The 16,824-nt window shown below is 32.2% G+C and carries 12 protein-coding genes; 11 read left to right on the top strand and 1 reads right to left on the bottom strand.

Features of this window, described 5'->3' with window-relative positions; genetic code table 11:
- Positions 1 to 2 precede the first annotated feature (2 nt).
- The gene (locus BMZ09_RS11645; RefSeq protein WP_090840772.1) at positions 3 to 815 is read left to right on the top strand and encodes a DUF1853 family protein; all 813 of its coding nucleotides are present in this window, start codon (positions 3 to 5) and stop codon (positions 813 to 815) included.
- 29 nt (positions 816 to 844) lie between these two features.
- On the opposite strand, the gene BMZ09_RS11640 is transcribed toward BMZ09_RS11645, so the two are convergent.
- On the bottom strand, positions 845 to 3,085 hold the full coding sequence (locus BMZ09_RS11640) for a response regulator (RefSeq protein WP_090840770.1): 2,241 nt from the start codon (positions 3,083 to 3,085) through the stop codon (positions 845 to 847).
- Between the two features lie 225 nt (positions 3,086 to 3,310).
- Here BMZ09_RS11640 and BMZ09_RS11635 point away from each other — a divergent pair, with 225 nt between their 5' ends.
- The 10 genes from BMZ09_RS11635 to BMZ09_RS11590 all read left to right on the top strand — a co-directional run bounded on the left by BMZ09_RS11635 (position 3,311) and on the right by BMZ09_RS11590 (position 16,823).
- A complete protein-coding gene (locus tag BMZ09_RS11635; protein WP_090840768.1) occupies positions 3,311 to 4,891 on the top strand; it encodes a DUF4139 domain-containing protein in 1,581 nt (526 codons plus the stop codon).
- Positions 4,892 to 5,061: 170 nt separating this feature from the next.
- Positions 5,062 to 5,625 (top strand): hypothetical protein, encoded by a 564-nt coding sequence (locus BMZ09_RS11630; protein ID WP_090840765.1) that lies wholly within the window; start codon positions 5,062 to 5,064, stop codon positions 5,623 to 5,625.
- Positions 5,622 to 6,065: a hypothetical protein gene (locus BMZ09_RS11625; protein ID WP_090840763.1), complete on the top strand. Its 444-nt coding sequence runs from the start codon at positions 5,622 to 5,624 to the stop codon at positions 6,063 to 6,065. The genes BMZ09_RS11630 and BMZ09_RS11625 overlap by 4 nt, the downstream gene beginning before the upstream one ends.
- A gap of 212 nt (positions 6,066 to 6,277) precedes the next feature.
- Positions 6,278 to 8,572, top strand: a complete 2,295-nt coding sequence (locus BMZ09_RS11620; protein ID WP_090840761.1) for a type IA DNA topoisomerase — start codon at positions 6,278 to 6,280, stop codon at positions 8,570 to 8,572.
- Positions 8,573 to 9,729: 1,157 nt separating this feature from the next.
- Entirely contained in the window at positions 9,730 to 10,320 is a 591-nt protein-coding gene (locus tag BMZ09_RS11615) for a pseudouridine synthase (protein WP_090840760.1), read from the top strand.
- A 73-nt stretch (positions 10,321 to 10,393) separates the two neighbouring features.
- Entirely contained in the window at positions 10,394 to 11,644 is a 1,251-nt protein-coding gene (locus tag BMZ09_RS11610; protein WP_090840758.1) for a mechanosensitive ion channel family protein, read from the top strand.
- A 90-nt stretch (positions 11,645 to 11,734) separates the two neighbouring features.
- Complete coding sequence (locus BMZ09_RS11605; protein WP_090840756.1) at positions 11,735 to 12,421, top strand: TetR/AcrR family transcriptional regulator; 687 nt, start codon at positions 11,735 to 11,737, stop codon at positions 12,419 to 12,421.
- Positions 12,414 to 14,081: a peptidase domain-containing ABC transporter gene (locus BMZ09_RS11600; RefSeq protein WP_090840753.1), complete on the top strand. Its 1,668-nt coding sequence runs from the start codon at positions 12,414 to 12,416 to the stop codon at positions 14,079 to 14,081. Before BMZ09_RS11605 ends, BMZ09_RS11600 begins: the two co-directional genes overlap by 8 nt.
- A gap of 1 nt (position 14,082) precedes the next feature.
- Entirely contained in the window at positions 14,083 to 15,438 is a 1,356-nt protein-coding gene (locus BMZ09_RS11595) for an HlyD family secretion protein (RefSeq protein WP_090840750.1), read from the top strand.
- Between the two features lie 2 nt (positions 15,439 to 15,440).
- On the top strand, positions 15,441 to 16,823 hold the full coding sequence (locus BMZ09_RS11590) for a TolC family protein (protein ID WP_090840748.1): 1,383 nt from the start codon (positions 15,441 to 15,443) through the stop codon (positions 16,821 to 16,823).
- Position 16,824: the final 1 nt, after the last annotated feature.

Below are 16,824 nucleotides of genomic sequence, written 5' to 3'. Positions count from 1 at the left end.
CTATGAGTCATAATTCAGATCTTTTTCAAGCCCAATTTAGTGGCTTTTATAATACACCCCATTTATTTTATTCTGAAATTTTCGGAGTACAACCCTTTGTAAAACAATTAGATAAAACGTTTGTGTTTAATCGTGATGTCAGGCCTAACATAAGACTAGGGCAGCGTGTCGAGCAATTTGTGTTTGAAGAGTTAAATCAGTTTGAATCCATTCAGGTTATAGCAGAAAACATACAAATCCAAGAAAATGTAAACCATACTATAGGCGAATTGGACTGCTTATATCTAGATGAAACGGTACCATTTCATCTAGAAATACAGTTTAAATACTACTTATATGATGCTACTTTAGGTCCTAAAGAAATTGATTGTTTAATTGGACCGATGCGTCGTGACTCGTTATTAGAAAAACTGAATAAACTAAAAATAAAACAGCTTCCCCTACTCTTTAATCCTGCGACTAAACCAGTATTGGAGTCGTTAAATTTAGAAAGCAATACCGTAAAACAACAAATCTATTTTAAAGCGCAAATTTTTGTGCCTTACGGAACCTCTGTTACTTTTAAAACCATAAATAACGACTGTATTTATGGGTTTTATTTTAATTACAAAGCGTTACCTGAGTTTTCTAACTGTAAGTTTTTTAAACCTGAAAAGACAGATTGGTTATTAGATTTAGATGTTAATGTAAATTGGCAAACGTTAGAACAAATCACCTCACAATTAACCATTTACGAAACCGAAAAATATGCGCCTTTATTATGGTTAAAATTCCCTAATGGGCAATTAACAAAATGTTTTGTAGTCCCTTGGTAATGGCTTTTATGTATTAAAGACAGGTGTTTTTAAGCGTTTATAATATGCTTAATTATAACTTGTTTAAACTTTTTGACATCATAAGGCTTGACTACAAAATCAGTCATTCCGCTATTAAAAATTATAGATCTGGCTTCCTCGATTTCTACCGCGGTTAAAGCTATAATTGGTAGTGTTGTATTAAATTGACGAATTTCTTTAGTGGTTTCGATACCATCTTTTCCAGGCATATTAATATCCATTAAAACAGCGTCATAAGCATTAGTTTTAATCATAGCAATCGCGTCATCTCCGTTACTAGCTACAGCGCAAATAACATCCTCTTTGTCCAACATCTTTTTAGTCACAATTTGATTAATACGGTTATCATCAACAATTAATATCTTTTTGTCTTTTAATAACGTGTAATCAAATACCATTAATGCTTGATTATCAGCCAAAGTACCTGCATTAACAGTCTCATATTTCAAGGTAAAGTAAAACAATGCCCCTTTTCCTAAATCACTTTCAAGATGAATCTCAGAATCTAAAAATTTAAGAAGTTTAGATACAATAGGTAGACCTAATCCAGTCCCTTGATAGTTATAATTAGCAGAATTAGCTTGTGTGAATTCTTCAAAAATAGTTTTTTGTTTATTTTTTGGAACACCAATACCTGTATCGCTAATTTTAAATTTAATAGCCAATATTCCATCCTTTGAAGGCGTTGTTATTAGGTCGATACTTATAATACCATCTTCAGTAAACTTACACGCGTTTCCTATCAAATTCATTAAAATTCGTGATAAATGAATAGAATCTCCGTGAATTAATGTTGGTGTGTTATCCGAAATATTAATTTTAATTTCATTTTTATTCTGAATTAGCATGTATTCAAAAGACGCACAAATTGCTGTTATATAATTACGAATATTAAACGTTTTTTTAGCCTTTTCGATTTTATTAGAGTCTATTTTACTAATTTCCAAAACATCATTAATAAGTGCTAGTAAATAGTCTGCCGAAAATTTTAAAACATTAAGATCCTCTTTATGTTTATCTAAAGATTCATCTTCTAATAAAATTGTACTCAATCCAATTACTCCATAAAGTGGTGTCCGTAGCTCGTGACTAACAGTAGAAAAAAATGCGCTTTTAGATTTAGATAATTGCTCTGCTTCTTCCTTTGCTTTTAAATATTCTTGATTTTTTATATTGACTTCTTGTACTAGTTTTTTACGTCTTTTAGACGTTAAATAAAAATGTGTTAAAAAAAACAAAGACACAATGGTACCAATAATTAAACCATAATTCATGTTGCTTTTATTCTTGATTTTCTCTGTTTTTAACTGCGATTCAAACTCTGATTTTAAAGCGTTTTCTTTATATTCATTAACCTTGAACTCCGCTGTTATTACAGAGGCTTCTCTTGTTTTTTGTTTATTAAAATTAAATGTTTTTAAAGAATCATATAACCTAGTATAATATAAAGCCTCTTTATAGTCTTTTAATCCTTCTAAAGCATAACTATATTCTTTATAAAGATTAGCCATATTAATTGTAAAACGTTCTTTTTTAAAATTAGGGTCGTCTAAATATGGAATAATATATTTTGTAGCTTGTTTATAATCTTTTTTTAAGTTGTAAAATGTGGCAACTAAAGGAATATAGTCTAAGTAAAACAAACTATCTCTGGATACAGCCATTTTAGGTAGTACTTCATTAATTTTTGTTACAATAGCTTCACCTTTATCTAGATAGTTAACTTTTATAGCATTATTTAAATAATTGTAATACGTATTAGTCAAATTAATAGTGTCTTTCATTTTTATATTAAGCGCTACAGTCTTATCCATATAATCAAAAGCCTTACGTATTTTAACCGCATCTCCTTTTATAAAATATATAAAAGAAAGAACCATATAACACTCGCCTAACGATCGGTCATCTTTAATTTTTATTGCATATTCCATAGCTTTAGTGATACTTTTTTCGGCACTTATGGTATCATGCTGCTCTAAAAAATCATAGCCTAATCTAGAATTAGCTTTTTGTATAAAATAATCGTTATCCGCTTGTTTTGCTTTATCTAATAATTCTGCATGTGTTTTAAAAGAATCAGAATAACGCCCTTCCATAAAGGCAGCCAAGCCTAAAGAATCTATTTTTTTTAGTGTAGTATTCTCCTTTGTTTTAGAGACATCAATAGCGGGATTAGGGTCAGAATCTTGGGCAAAACTGAAAGAGGAGATTATAAAAACGAGTAAATATAGAGGACGTTTAAATGGCATTAAGTAGGGTTTATTTCTATAAGATAACTAGTTATGCTTTTATAAACAAAGAAAACTAATGTTTTTCGGTGTACAACAACAAGATTTCATAATAGTTTAACCAATTTGGTTAACCAATATGTTGTAGCCTTGTTAAAAGTATTAGTTGACTCACTCAAACTTTAGGTTGACTCATTGGTCTTAATTTTTGTTTGTATTTACGATAGTTTCGTAAAAAACAACGTTATGAAAAATATATTTACACTATGCATCTTAATGCTAACCACATTGGTTACCGCACAAACTGAAGTACCGTCAAAAATAGAAGCCGTAAAAGTATTTAAAAGCAATGCTGAGATAAAAAGAGAAGCGTCATTTACAACCAAAATAGGACGACAAGATATTGTGTTAACCGGTATTTCTACAAGTATAAATCCTTCTAGTTTGCAGGTTATGTTTAATAATTCTAACACAGTATTGATCTCTGCCAAATATGAAACTAATTATTTAGTCTCAAAACCAAACAACAAAGAGATTGAAACCTTAAAAACACAATTAGAGGCTTTAAATAGTAATTTACTATGGATGTCACACCAACGCAATAGCTTGTTAGGTATGGAGCAAATACTTAATAAAAATCAAGATCTAGGTTCTGGAAATTCTAGCTTTACACCACAACAAGTTTTAGAGTTAAGTAATGTGTATCGTGCTAAATATTTAGAGATAAAAAAAGAACTGATTGCATTAGAAACATCAGAAAAACCTATTAGAGCACAAGCTATAAAGTTAAACCAACAGTTAAAAGAGCTTAGCGCAGAATTTGATAAACCTAGTGGTAACATCGTATTACAAATAGAATCGAAACAAGTAGAAAAAGTAGTTTTAGATTGTAAATATAGTGTTGGTAATGTTGGATGGGAACCTTTATATGACTTAAGGTCAGAAGGAATTACCGAAAAAGTTAGCCTAACATACAAAGCAGGAATTTATCAAAATACAGGTTTAGATTGGAACGATGTTACATTAACTATTAGTACCGGGAATCCATCACAAAACAACGATAGACCTATTTTAAATCCATTATATGCTAACATCTATTATCAACAACAATTTAAGAAAGAACAAGACGCTGCTTTGGAAGAAGTTGAAGTTATAAATACAGCCTATAGACAAAAATCTAACGGTTATGTTGACCAATCAAGTGTCTCTGAAAATCAATTAACTATTGACTTTAATATTCTAAGTAAACGCACCATTGTTAGTGATGGAAAACAAAATTTAGTTGCACTACAAGCATTTGATTTAAATACAGATTACATCTATCACACGGTTCCTAAATTAGATAGAGGTGCCTTTTTACTAGCTAAAATAACGGATTGGAGTCAGTATAATTTAGTTTCTGGACAAGCTAATATCTTTTTTGAAGGTGCTTTTGTGGGGACTACTTTTATTAATCCAGAAGTAACCGCTAAAGCATTATTGATATCCATGGGACGTGATAACAGTATTATTGTGGAGCGCACACCTATAAAAGATTATAGGTCTTCTAAATTTATTGGCAGTAATACTAAAGAAACTATTGGCTATGATATTGTTGTAAAAAACAAAAAAGGAACACCAATTACTATCGAAATTTTAGATCAGATACCTGTCTCTAAAAACAAAAATGTTCAAGTGGTTTTAGAAGAAAAAGGCCAAGCTGAATATACTGAGGATGTGGGTAAACTATTATGGACATTACAGGTTGGTGCAAGAGAAACCGTTGTAAATTCGTTTATGTACAGTATTAAATATCCAAAAAATGATACAGTCACAGGGATAAAATAAGTTTTAAGGCTTTATTAAGCAGAATGAAAAGTCCCTTTTTGGGGCTTTTTCGTTTTTTTAAATTAATTTTGTGAAACACTTATATGTTACAATTACTTTTGACCTTTAAATGGAGTTAAACAACGTATCATTTATCTAAACGTAAACCTATAGCACCCTTTGTTTTATTAATGAAAAAGCATAAAAATATTAGATCGTTTACCATAATTACACTATTAATTATACAAATGGTGTTTTTATTTATGATAGCTAAAGAAAAATACGAAGCTGCTAATTTTACAATACTGTTTTATATTATCGTTATTACTGTTGCTGTGTTTTTTGCTTATCGGTATTTGGATTTACACCATGATACCTACGATTACGAGAAAATAGGAGTTGCTATTTGGGTGCCTATTGGCGCAGTGTTTTGTTACGGACTAAACATTCATATTGGTTTTAGTAGTGTTTTATCTGCCGGAATTACAGGCACTTTAGCTTCATTTGTTCCTGTATTGAATAAGCAATCCATGTACATAAAAAAAATACCGGGTGCCATATATTGTGGTGCTTTTGTTGGTATGTCCAGTGCCGAAATCACTCCGACAATAACATTTGTAATAGTTGCAGGATTAATTACTGGGGGGCTTTTTATGTTGTCTAAAAATTTATTCTTGGGTATTGGTGGTAAATTAGGTGCATTAGCATTTGCTGGCGTTTCTATGGTTTCATTACTTTATTATTTATTTATATGAATTTAATCATTTTAGCTATAACTGGAATACTTGGCGCGACATTAACTTATTATGTTAGTGAGGAGCTAAATCAGGGTGCTGTTAGGGCATCTGCTGTTTTAGCTCTAATTGTTGGCTTGTTTTTTTACTGGTTTCCAAACGTGCTAAGTAGTTACCTTACCAATACAATTCCTATTGTTTTTATCGGAACGTCTTTTATCGGCATGGCTTCGCCGAAAGGCTCAAAAAACTATTTATTATTGGCTATCGCTGGTGTATTTTTTAGTGTAATTTACGTTAATAAAAGCCACTTTTTTAATGGATACGGTGGCGCTTTAGGAACTTTAGCTTTTATAACTTTAATTGCAACTATGGCGTGTTTTAACTGGTATGCTAATAAAACCAAAATAACACAACGAATTGTGCTTATTAAAAACAAGATTTTTAATCGTAATAAATAACTAAATTTCTGCGATTACTTGAACAAAAACGGGCTTAAAAAGGTTTCGTTAATAACTCCTTACAAAACCCTTTCATTACCTTAACAAATTCACTTATTTTGCAACTCTAAATTTAGTCGTAAAAAGTGTCATTCTCATTTAAATGATCCAATACATTTGTTGGTTTTTAAGAATGTTACACGCGTCTTTTTTAAAATAATAGATACCACCACATGAAAGTCTGTATTGCCGAGAAACCAAGTGTAGCAAGAGAAATTGCGCAAGTATTAGGTGCCAACACAAAGCGTGATGGTTACTATGAGGGTAACGGGTACGCAGTAACTTATACGTTTGGCCATTTATGTACTTTAAAAGAACCAAACGACTATAAACCGTATTGGAAAAGTTGGGATTTAAACAACTTACCAATGCTTCCTGAAAAATTTGAAACTAAAGTTACCAAAGATTCAGGAATCCAAAAGCAATTTAGAATTGTAAAAAGCTTATTTGATAAAGCAGATGTAGTTATAAATTGTGGGGATGCCGGGACAGAAGGAGAATTAATACAACGTTGGGTTTTAGATCAAGCTAGTTATAAAGGAGAAGTGCAACGCCTTTGGATTAGCTCTCTAACAACAGAAGCTATTAAAGAAGGCTTTTTGAAGTTAGAACCAAGTTCTAAATATGATAATTTGTACTATGCTGGGTTTTCAAGAGCAATTGGAGATTGGCTTTTAGGTATGAATGCCACACGTTTGTATACTGTTAAATATGGTGGTTACAAACAAGTATTAAGTGTTGGACGTGTACAAACACCAACCTTAGCAATGGTAGTAAACCGTTGGAAAGAAATCGAAAATTTTAAGCCCCAACCCTATTGGGAACTGCAAACCATGTATCGTGACACCTTATTTAGTTATGAGGAAGGGCGATTTTTAAAAATGGAAGATGGTGAGAAGTTAGCCAATATTGTAAAAGCACATGATTTTGAAATTGTGTCAATTACAAAGAAAAAGGGTAATGAATATGCGCCAAAACTATTCGATTTAACAGGGTTACAGGTCTATTGTAATACAAAATTTGGGTTTTCGGCAGACGAAACTTTAAAAATAGTACAGAAATTGTACGAAATGAAAGTAGTCACCTATCCAAGAGTAGACACCACGTTTTTACCAAATGATATTTATCCAAAAGTAGCAGGTATTTTAAAAAACCTAACTAATTACGCAACATTAACTGCTCCTGTTTTAACAAAGAAGATAAAAAAATCAAAAAAAGTTTTTGATGATGCAAAGGTTACGGATCACCACGCGATTATACCAACGGGGGTCCAAAGTAATTTGCAATACAATCAGCAACAAGTGTATGATATTATTACACGTCGTTTTATTGCTGTATTTTATGACGATTGTAAAGTGGCAAATACTACGGTTATTGGTAAAGCCGAAAGTGTAAACTTTAAAACTACAGGTAAAGAAATATTAGAAAAAGGATGGCGTGTTGTGTTTGAAACTAAAGACAGTTCTAATCGTGAATCCGGTCTTTTACCAACGTTTGTAAAAGGCGAAAAAGGACCACACGAACCTAGTTTTTTAGAAAAACAAACCAAGCCGCCAAATCAATTTACAGAAGCCACCTTGTTACGCGCAATGGAAACAGCAGGTAAGCAAGTGGATGATGATGAGTTGCGAGATTTGATGAAAGAAAACGGTATTGGAAGACCTTCTACCCGTGCCAATATTATCGAGACGCTATTTAGACGTAAGTATATAAAACGTAATAAAAAGCAAGTACTACCAACTGTTACCGGTATTCAGTTGATTGATATTATTAGAAATGATTTATTAAAATCGGCAGAATTGACTGGTCTTTGGGAAAAACAGCTAAAAGATATTGAGAAAGGCGAATATTCTGCTTCAGCATTCATAAAAAACATGAAGCATATGGTAGATCAATTGGTCTACGAAGTGCGAAGCGAAAAAGTAGAAGCCAAAATTAGTTACACTAATAACAAATCTGAAAAAGCAACCAAGGCTAAACCAAAAGCTAAAGCTAGCGCTAAAGGCATTGTTGGAAAAGCATGCCCTAAATGTAAAGCAGGACAGATTTTAAAAGGAAAAAGCGCCTATGGATGCACTAACTATGGTAAGACATGTGATTTTGTGCTTCCTTTTAGTTTTGGTGAAAAGACTATATCCGAAAACCAGTACAAACGTTTATTAGATAAAGGATCTACAGTAAATTTGAAAGGTTTTAAGATTAATGATACTTCTGTTGAAGGTTTGCTACGTTTTGACGATAATTTTAAATTGAAGTTAGAGCCTAAGCAAACTAAAGCAACTAATACTACAGATGACAAAACGTGTCCTAAGTGTAAAAAAGGAACTATTATTAAAGGTAAAACAGCTTATGGTTGTAGTGCCTACAAAACGGGTTGCGACTTTAGATTTAGTTATGATTTGATTCGTGAAAAGGCTAATGGACAACCTTTAACTAAAGATTTAGTGTTTCAGATTTTGAATGGTTAGTGGGGTTTGAATTTGGATATTTGGTTTTATAACGTGGATTCTGCGTCGTAGCGCAGAATAACAAACGAGATGATTAAACTATGAAAACGAAGCTATCATTGCGTTAAACACAACGTCACTTCAAGTGATTTTGAAGTATTAAAAATTGTATCGAGAAGCGCATTATACGTTATGTTTGTAATAGTAACTAGAGGAATTAAAAGTGGATTCTGCGTCGTAGCGCAGAATGACAAACGAGATGATTAAACTATGGAAACAAAGCTAACATTTCGATAAACACATCGTCATTTCGAGTGATTTTGAACCATGAAAAATTGTATCGAGAAGCGCATTATACGTTATGTTTGTAATAGTAACTATAGGAATTAAAAGTGGATTCTGCGTCGTAGCGTAGAATGACAAACGAGATGATTGAGCTATGGAAACGAAGCTAACATTTCGATAAACACAACGTCACTTCGAGTGAATTTGAAGTATTAAAAATTGTATCGAGAAGCGCATTAAACGATCTGTTTGTAATAGTAATTAGGGGAATTAAAAGTGGATTCTGCGTCGTAGCGCAGAATGACAAACGAGATGATTAAGCTATGGAAACAAAGCTATCATTGCGATAAACACAACGTCACTTCGAGTGATTTTGAAGCATGAAAAATTGTATCGAGAAGCGCATTAAACGTTCTGTTTGTGATAGTGAATAGAGGAATTAAAAGTGGATTTTGCGTCGTAGCGCAGAATGGCAAACGAGATGATTAAGCTATGGAAACAAAGCTATCATTGCGATAAACACAACGTCACTTCGAGTGATTTTGAAGCATGAAAAATTGTATCGAGAAGCGCATTAAACGATCTGTTTGTAACAGTAACTAGAGGAATTAAAAGTGGATTCTGCGTCGTAGCACAGAATGACAAACGAGATGATTAAACTATGAAAATAAAGCTAACATTTCGATAAACACAACGTCACTTCGAGTGATTTTGAAGCATGAAAAATTGTATCGAGAAGCGCATTAAACGTTCTGTTTGTAATAGTAAGTAGAGGAATTAAAAGTGGATTCTGCGTCGTAGCGCAGAATGACAATAGCAATAAATCAATTAAAGTAGTAATTTATAAACATATCAAAACCCGCATTATAACTTAAAACGACAAAATCATTATTTTGGAAAACGAGAACCAGCAACACTTTAAAATATACAAACCCTATAAAATGCTTAGTCAGTTTTCTAGTAATGCTAGTAAAGAACAACGTAAGCGTTTTTTAAGTGAGTTGGGTGTATTCCCAGAAGGTACAATGCCTATTGGTCGTTTAGACGAAAAAAGTGAAGGTCTACTCCTACTTACTACAGACGGAAAATTAAGTGACCATATTAATCAATCCGGAATTGAAAAAGAATACTACGCTTTAGTTGATGGCGCAATTTCCGCGGAAGCGATACAAGAATTATGCGATGGTGTAGAAATTGGTTTTAACGGTAAAAAGTACATGACAAAACCATGTAAGGTCTTTAAATTGGAAGCATTACCAGAATTACCAGAACGGTCTCAAAAAATAAGAGACGCCAGACATGGTCCAACCACTTGGATTTCTGTAACTTTAACAGAAGGAAAATTTAGGCAAGTGCGTAAAATGACAAGTGCTGTTAACTGTCCAACCTTAAGATTAGTGCGTGTTAGAGTTGGTAATATTCTATTAAATGCTATGCCTTCTGGTGCTGTTTTTCCTATAGAAAATCTAAAAGAGATACTTTAACGTATCTTTAATTTTTAATACTATAGTAATCGTATAAAACACATTACTTTTGTACTAATTAGCAACATATTTCATGATTAAATACGCCCATTTTTTTTACGATTATTTTATAGATTTAGGAGTTAGTAAAGTAACCTCTAAATACTTGAATTTATTGGTGCTTTTAATAGTTACGCTGGTTGTAATTTTACTATTAGATCTATTAATTAGAAAGGTTTTAAGGCTATTGTCTGCTAAAGTGGCATCGACTACTAAATCTAATTTTGACGATTTACTAATCGCTAACCGCGTCCCAAGAAACATAGCACATATTCCTGCTTTATACTTAGCGATAGAAAGTATTCCTTTAGTTTTTAATGATTTTGAAAATCTACATGTGTTTTTTGAAAAATTAATGCAAGTTGCCGGGATTATATTAGGTTTATGGATTGTTAGAAGCTTATTAAATACACTTAAAAATTACTTTAAAACCTTACCAAGATTAAGAGATAAACCTATTGATAGTTATATTCAGGTATTTATGATATTTGCTTGGGTTGTTGGAGCTGGTTTGGCATTGGCAGTAATTATTGGAGGCGATTCGCTTTGGAAATTTATTACAGGTTTTGGTGCTGCTACAGCCATTATTTTATTGATTTTTAAGGACACCATTCTAGGATTTGTTGCTAGTATACAAGTGTCTATTAATGATATGGTCCGCATTGGTGACTGGATTACATTTGAAAAGTTTGGTGCAGATGGAGATGTTATTGAAATAAATTTAGCGACGGTAAAGGTTCAGAATTTTGATAATACTATTACCACTATTCCAACTTATGCGTTGATATCGGATTCGTTTAAAAACTGGAGAGGAATGACAAACTCTGACGGTAGACGTATTAAAAGACATATGCTAATCAAGCAAACGTCTATAAAGTATTTAAATACAGAAGACATTGAACGTTTGAAAAAAATCGAGATAATTTCGGTGTATTTAAACACAATGCAGGATAAAATAAATAGCTTTAATGCGTCACACACTATTGATAAATCTGTTTTAATTAACGGACGAAACCTGACTAATATTGGTGTTTTTAGAAAATTTATTCAAACATATTTAGAGCAACATTCTGCTATTAATAACGACATGTTACTAATGGCTAGACAATTACAACCAACCGCACAAGGTATTCCTTTAGAGATTTACTGCTTTACTAAGGATAAGCGTTGGGAAAGTTATGAATACGTAATGAGTGACTTGTTTGATCACTTTTTAGCTGCTGTACCTTACTTTGATTTAGAATTGTTTGAACTACCAAACGACACTTCTTTTAAGCAATCCTAACCTCTTAAATTTTATTGAAAGTTAATTTTTAGTTAATTCGATTTCAATATTAATAGTATTACTATTATATTTGCAATCAAATTAAATATTATGCATACTTTACTTTCAAATCTAAAGATTAATATTAACGAGAAAATTTACCTTAAAGATCCGGAATCTTCTGCTTTGGGTAAACGTATCGTGGAAAACAGTATCTTACTAATTGACGAAATTGGTTTTGATGCTTATACTTTTAAAAAATTAGGTGCTAAAATTGGCTCTAATGAAAGTAGTATTTATCGCTATTTTGAGAGTAAACATAAATTACTAATCTATTTAGCGTCTTGGTATTGGACTTGGTTAGAATATCAATTGGTATTTACAACAAATAGTATTGATGACACAACTGCAAAAATTGATAAAGCCATAAATATACTGACAAGAACTACAACAGTAGATTCTAACTTTTCACATATTAACGAGGTTATTTTAAAGCGCATAGTTATAAATGAATACTCAAAATCTTACTTAACTAAAGAGGTTGATAACGAAAACAAAGAGGGTTACTTTTTAGTATACAAACGTTTAGTAACTAGACTTCATGACATGATTTTAGCAATAGACAGCAACTATCCTTACGCATTTAGTTTAGCAAGTACGGTTATAGATGGTGCTTTACATCAACACTTTTTAAAAGATCACTTTACAACCATATCAGACTTAAAAGCTTCTGATTCACCTACAAATTATTTTAAAGATTTAGTATTCAAAACCCTTAACATTACTACAAATGAGTAAAAAAATCCTAACCGCTTGGCAACGTTTTATTGGTTTATTAAAATTAGACAGAAAAGATGTTAGACAAGTGTTTTTCTACGCCATTTTTGCTGGTTTAGTTAACCTATCCTTACCCCTAGGGATTCAAGCTATTATCAATTTACTACAAGCTGCACAGATTAGCACATCTTGGATTGTATTGGTAGTTTTAGTGACCTTAGGTGTTGTTTTTGTTGGAATTTTGCAATTGATGCAAATCAGAATTATTGAAAATATTCAGCAAAAAATATTTACGAGAGCTTCTTTTGAATTTGCTTATCGTTTTCCTAAAATGAAAATGAGTGGTTTAAGTGGTTATTATCCACCAGAATTAGCCAATCGCTTTTTTGATACTATTAATGTGCAAAAAGGAATCGCCAAAGTTTTAATCGATTTTCCTGCAGCTATTTTACAAATTGTATTTGGATTGATTCTTTTATCTTTTTACCATCCCTTTTTTATTATATATGGTGCTTTATTATTAATCTTAATATACGTTGTATTTAAGTTTACAGCAGAAAAAGGATTACGAACAAGTATTGATGAGTCTAACCACAAGTATAAAGTGGCACACTGGCTGCAAGAAATTGCACGCTCTATAGTTAGTTTTAAATTGTCTGGAAAAACGAGTTTAGCCCTTAATAAAAACGACAAATTGGTTACTAATTACTTAGAAGCAAGAGAGAGCCATTTTAAGATATTAGTAACTCAGTTTATTCAGCTTATTGGTTTTAAAGTCTTAGTAACAGCCGGTCTTTTGATTATTGGTGGTGCTTTAGTGCTTAATCAGCAAATGAATATTGGGCAGTTTGTCGCTGCAGAGATTATAATATTATTAGTCATTAATTCTGTTGAAAAACTAATTTTAGGTTTAGAAACATTTTATGATGTTTTGACTTCAATTGAAAAATTAGGAAAAATTGTAGATAAAGATTTAGAGTCTCAAGATGGCGAGATATTAGATGTCACTCATACTGATTTTGATATAGAACTTGATAATATTTCATACAGTGTGCCAGACCGAAGTACTCCTATTTTAAAGGATATTTCCTTAAAAATTAATGCTAAGGATAGGATTTTAATTCAAGGTGACAGTGGTTCTGGTAAATCTAGTTTGCTAAAATTAATTGCTGGCGTTATTGCACCTACAAATGGAAGTATCTACGTTTGCGATAAATCATTAACTAGTATTAACATCAATAGTTACCGTTCTAATATTGGACAGATTTTAGTAGAAGAAACACCGTTTGAAGGGACGTTACTTCAAAACATAACCTTTGGAGACACTTCTATTACTGCGAAGCAATTGGATTGGGCTATTCAAAATGTGGGCCTAAAGAATTTTGTAAGACAATTACCAGATGGCATGAGTACGATGTTATATCCAGAAGGAAAAGGGGTGTCGTTTACAATTTCTAAAAAAATAATGTTAGCAAGAAGTATTGTAAAACAACCACGCTTGCTAATGCTTAAAGAACCATTAGATCAATTTGAAGCTAAAGAAGCACTGCAAATAGTAGACTTTTTAAGTCAACCACAGCATCCTTGGACTTTAGTTGTTGTTAGCCAGAATAATATCTGGAAACAAACACTTAACCAAGTGATTATTTTAGATAAAGGTCAAATAATTAACACTAAATAGTATGTTAAATATTTCAACAAATAACGTCAACAAAAGCGTTGATATCAGTCGTTTTAGTTCTGTGCAAAAAGCATTTAACAAAAGACATTATAAGCATTTTAATCGCTTATTAATAATATTTGCCATTATTGGTATTATAATATTGTTTTTACCTTGGACACAAAGCATCACTGCTTCAGGTTTGGTAACAACACTAACACCAGATCAAAGACCGCAAACCATACAATCGCCTATACCTGGTCGTATTGAAAAATGGCACGTCAGAGAAGGTGATTTTGTAAAAAAAGGAGATACTATTTTATTTATTTCTGAAATAAAAAATGAATATTTTGATCCTAATTTAGTCGAAAGAACAGGACAGCAGATTAAAGCTAAAAGTGCTTCTGTAGTCTCTTATACTGGTAAAGTTAAAGCGTTAAATAATCGTATTTCAGCTTTAGCTAACGAAAGACAGTTAAAACTACAACAAGCCGAAAACAAACTATTACAATCTAAATTAAAGGTTAAAAGTGATAGCATCGATTTTCAAGCTTCAAAAACCAACTTAAATATTGCTGAAAAACAATTTTCGCGTACAGAGCAATTACAGTCTGAAGGATTAAAAGCTGTCACAGATGTCGAGGAAAAGCGCTTAAAACTGCAAGAAACTCAGGCTAAACTGATTTCACAAGAGAATAAGTATTTAGCTGCTCAGAATGAAGTTATTAATGCAAGAGTAGAATTAAACCGCATCAGTGCAGAGTATTCTGATAAAATAGCTAAAGCACAGAGTGATAAATTTACTGCGGAATCTAGTGGATTTGATGCGGAAGCACAAGTCACCAAATTAGAAAATGCGTACACTAATTATTCTATGCGAAATGATATGTACTATATCAAAGCACCGCAAGATGGCTATATAAATAAAGCTATAAAAGCTGGTATTGGAGAAACGTTTAAGGAAGGTGAGCAATTAGTTGGAATCACACCATCTAAGTTTGATATCGCTATCGAAACTTTTATAAATCCAATAGATTTACCTCTAGTCCATTTAAATGAGCAATTTAGAGTACAGTTTGACGGGTGGCCAGCTATTATATTTAGCGGTTGGCCTAATGTATCTTATGGTACTTACGGTGCAAAAGTAGTGGCAATAGAACGTTTTATTAGTCCTAACGGGAAATTTAGAATCCTTTTAGCGCCAATTGAAGGAGAACATAAATGGCCAGAAGCAGTACGCGTAGGTTCTGGAGCAAGAGCTATTGGGTTATTAGAAGATGTACCAATTTGGTTTGAGTTATGGAGACAGTTAAATGGCTTCCCTCCTAATTATTATCAGCCAAACGGAGCAAAAACAGGCAAAGCAGATAAAAAGTAAAGATGAAAAACATATTTAAATACATAGTACTAGTCATTCCTTTTTTAATTAACGCACAGTCTATTGAAGGCTTAAGTTTCACAGAATATCTAGGTTACGTTAAACAGTATCATCCTGTTGCAAAACAAGCAGATTTACGCTTGGAAGTAGGCCAAGCCGCTTTAATGAAAGCGCGTGGTGGCTTTGATCCAAAGTTTCAAGTGGATTTTAATGAAAAAGATTTTAAAAGTACCGAGTATTACGAACGTCTAAACGCTACGTTTAAAGTTCCAACTTGGTACGGAATTGAGTTAAAAGCTAATTTTGAAGAAAATTCAGGTTACTATCTTAACCCAGAAAACACCGTGCCAGATGATGGTTTATTTAGTGCAGGTATAGGGTTTTCTTTAGGTCAAGGTATGTGGATAAACAAGCGTATGGCTGATGTTAAAAAAGCTAAGTTTTTTAAAACACAGACAGAAGCAGAACGTAATTTATTAGTAAACACAGTAATTTACGATGCATCTCTAGCTTATTTTGATTGGTTGCAAGCGTATAACGAAACTAAAATTTACGAACGCTTTTTACAGAATGCAGATATTAGATTTAAAGGTGTGCGATCAAGTGTTTTAGCAGGTGATAAAGCAGGAATAGATAGTCTAGAAGCCGGAATTATTGTAAAAACAAGAGCTTTAGAATTAGAGCAAGCAAAGGTTAAATTGTTAAAAGCAAGACTAGAAGCGTCAAACTTTATTTGGATAAATGATACGCCGGTGGATATTAATGCTGCGGTAACGCCTATTACTATTATTGAAGAGGAGATTGATAACGTATTATCTTTAAATCAGTTGAATAATTTTAATATCGAAAGCCATCCAAAACTATTGGCCTTAGGTAGTAAAATTGATGGTTTAGATGTGGATAGACAATTAAAAGGGAACAAACTGTTACCCATGATTAATGCGCAGTATAATTTTTTAAGTGAAACACCAGATCAAGCTAATACCTTTAATGCTGCAAACTATAAAGCAACTATAAAAGTGGCGTTTCCTTTGTTTTTAAGAAAAGAAAGAGGTGATTTAAAGCTATCTAAATTGAAAATACAAGAAGCTAAGTTTGATCTATCAAATACCCAATTGCAATTAAAAAATAAGATTGAGGCAGTAACTAAAGAGTTAGAATCTTATCAAACACAAAATGTATTAATTGAGACTATTGTAACGGACTATAATACCTTATTAAATGCTGAAGAACGCAAATTTAGTTTTGGAGAAAGCTCAGTGTTTTTAATTAATAGTAGAGAAAATAAGCTGATAGAAGCGCAAGTAAAAGCAATACAGTTGAAAAATAAATTTTTTACAACCAAAGCCAAGCTGTTTAATAATTTAGGGTTAGTCCCAAATTAGA

The organism is Olleya namhaensis (assembly GCF_900114005.1).
Classification (GTDB): Bacteria; Bacteroidota; Bacteroidia; order Flavobacteriales; family Flavobacteriaceae; genus Olleya; species Olleya namhaensis.
Note: the sequence above shows the minus strand (reverse complement) of the source record. Positions and strands in the feature narration are given on the sequence as shown.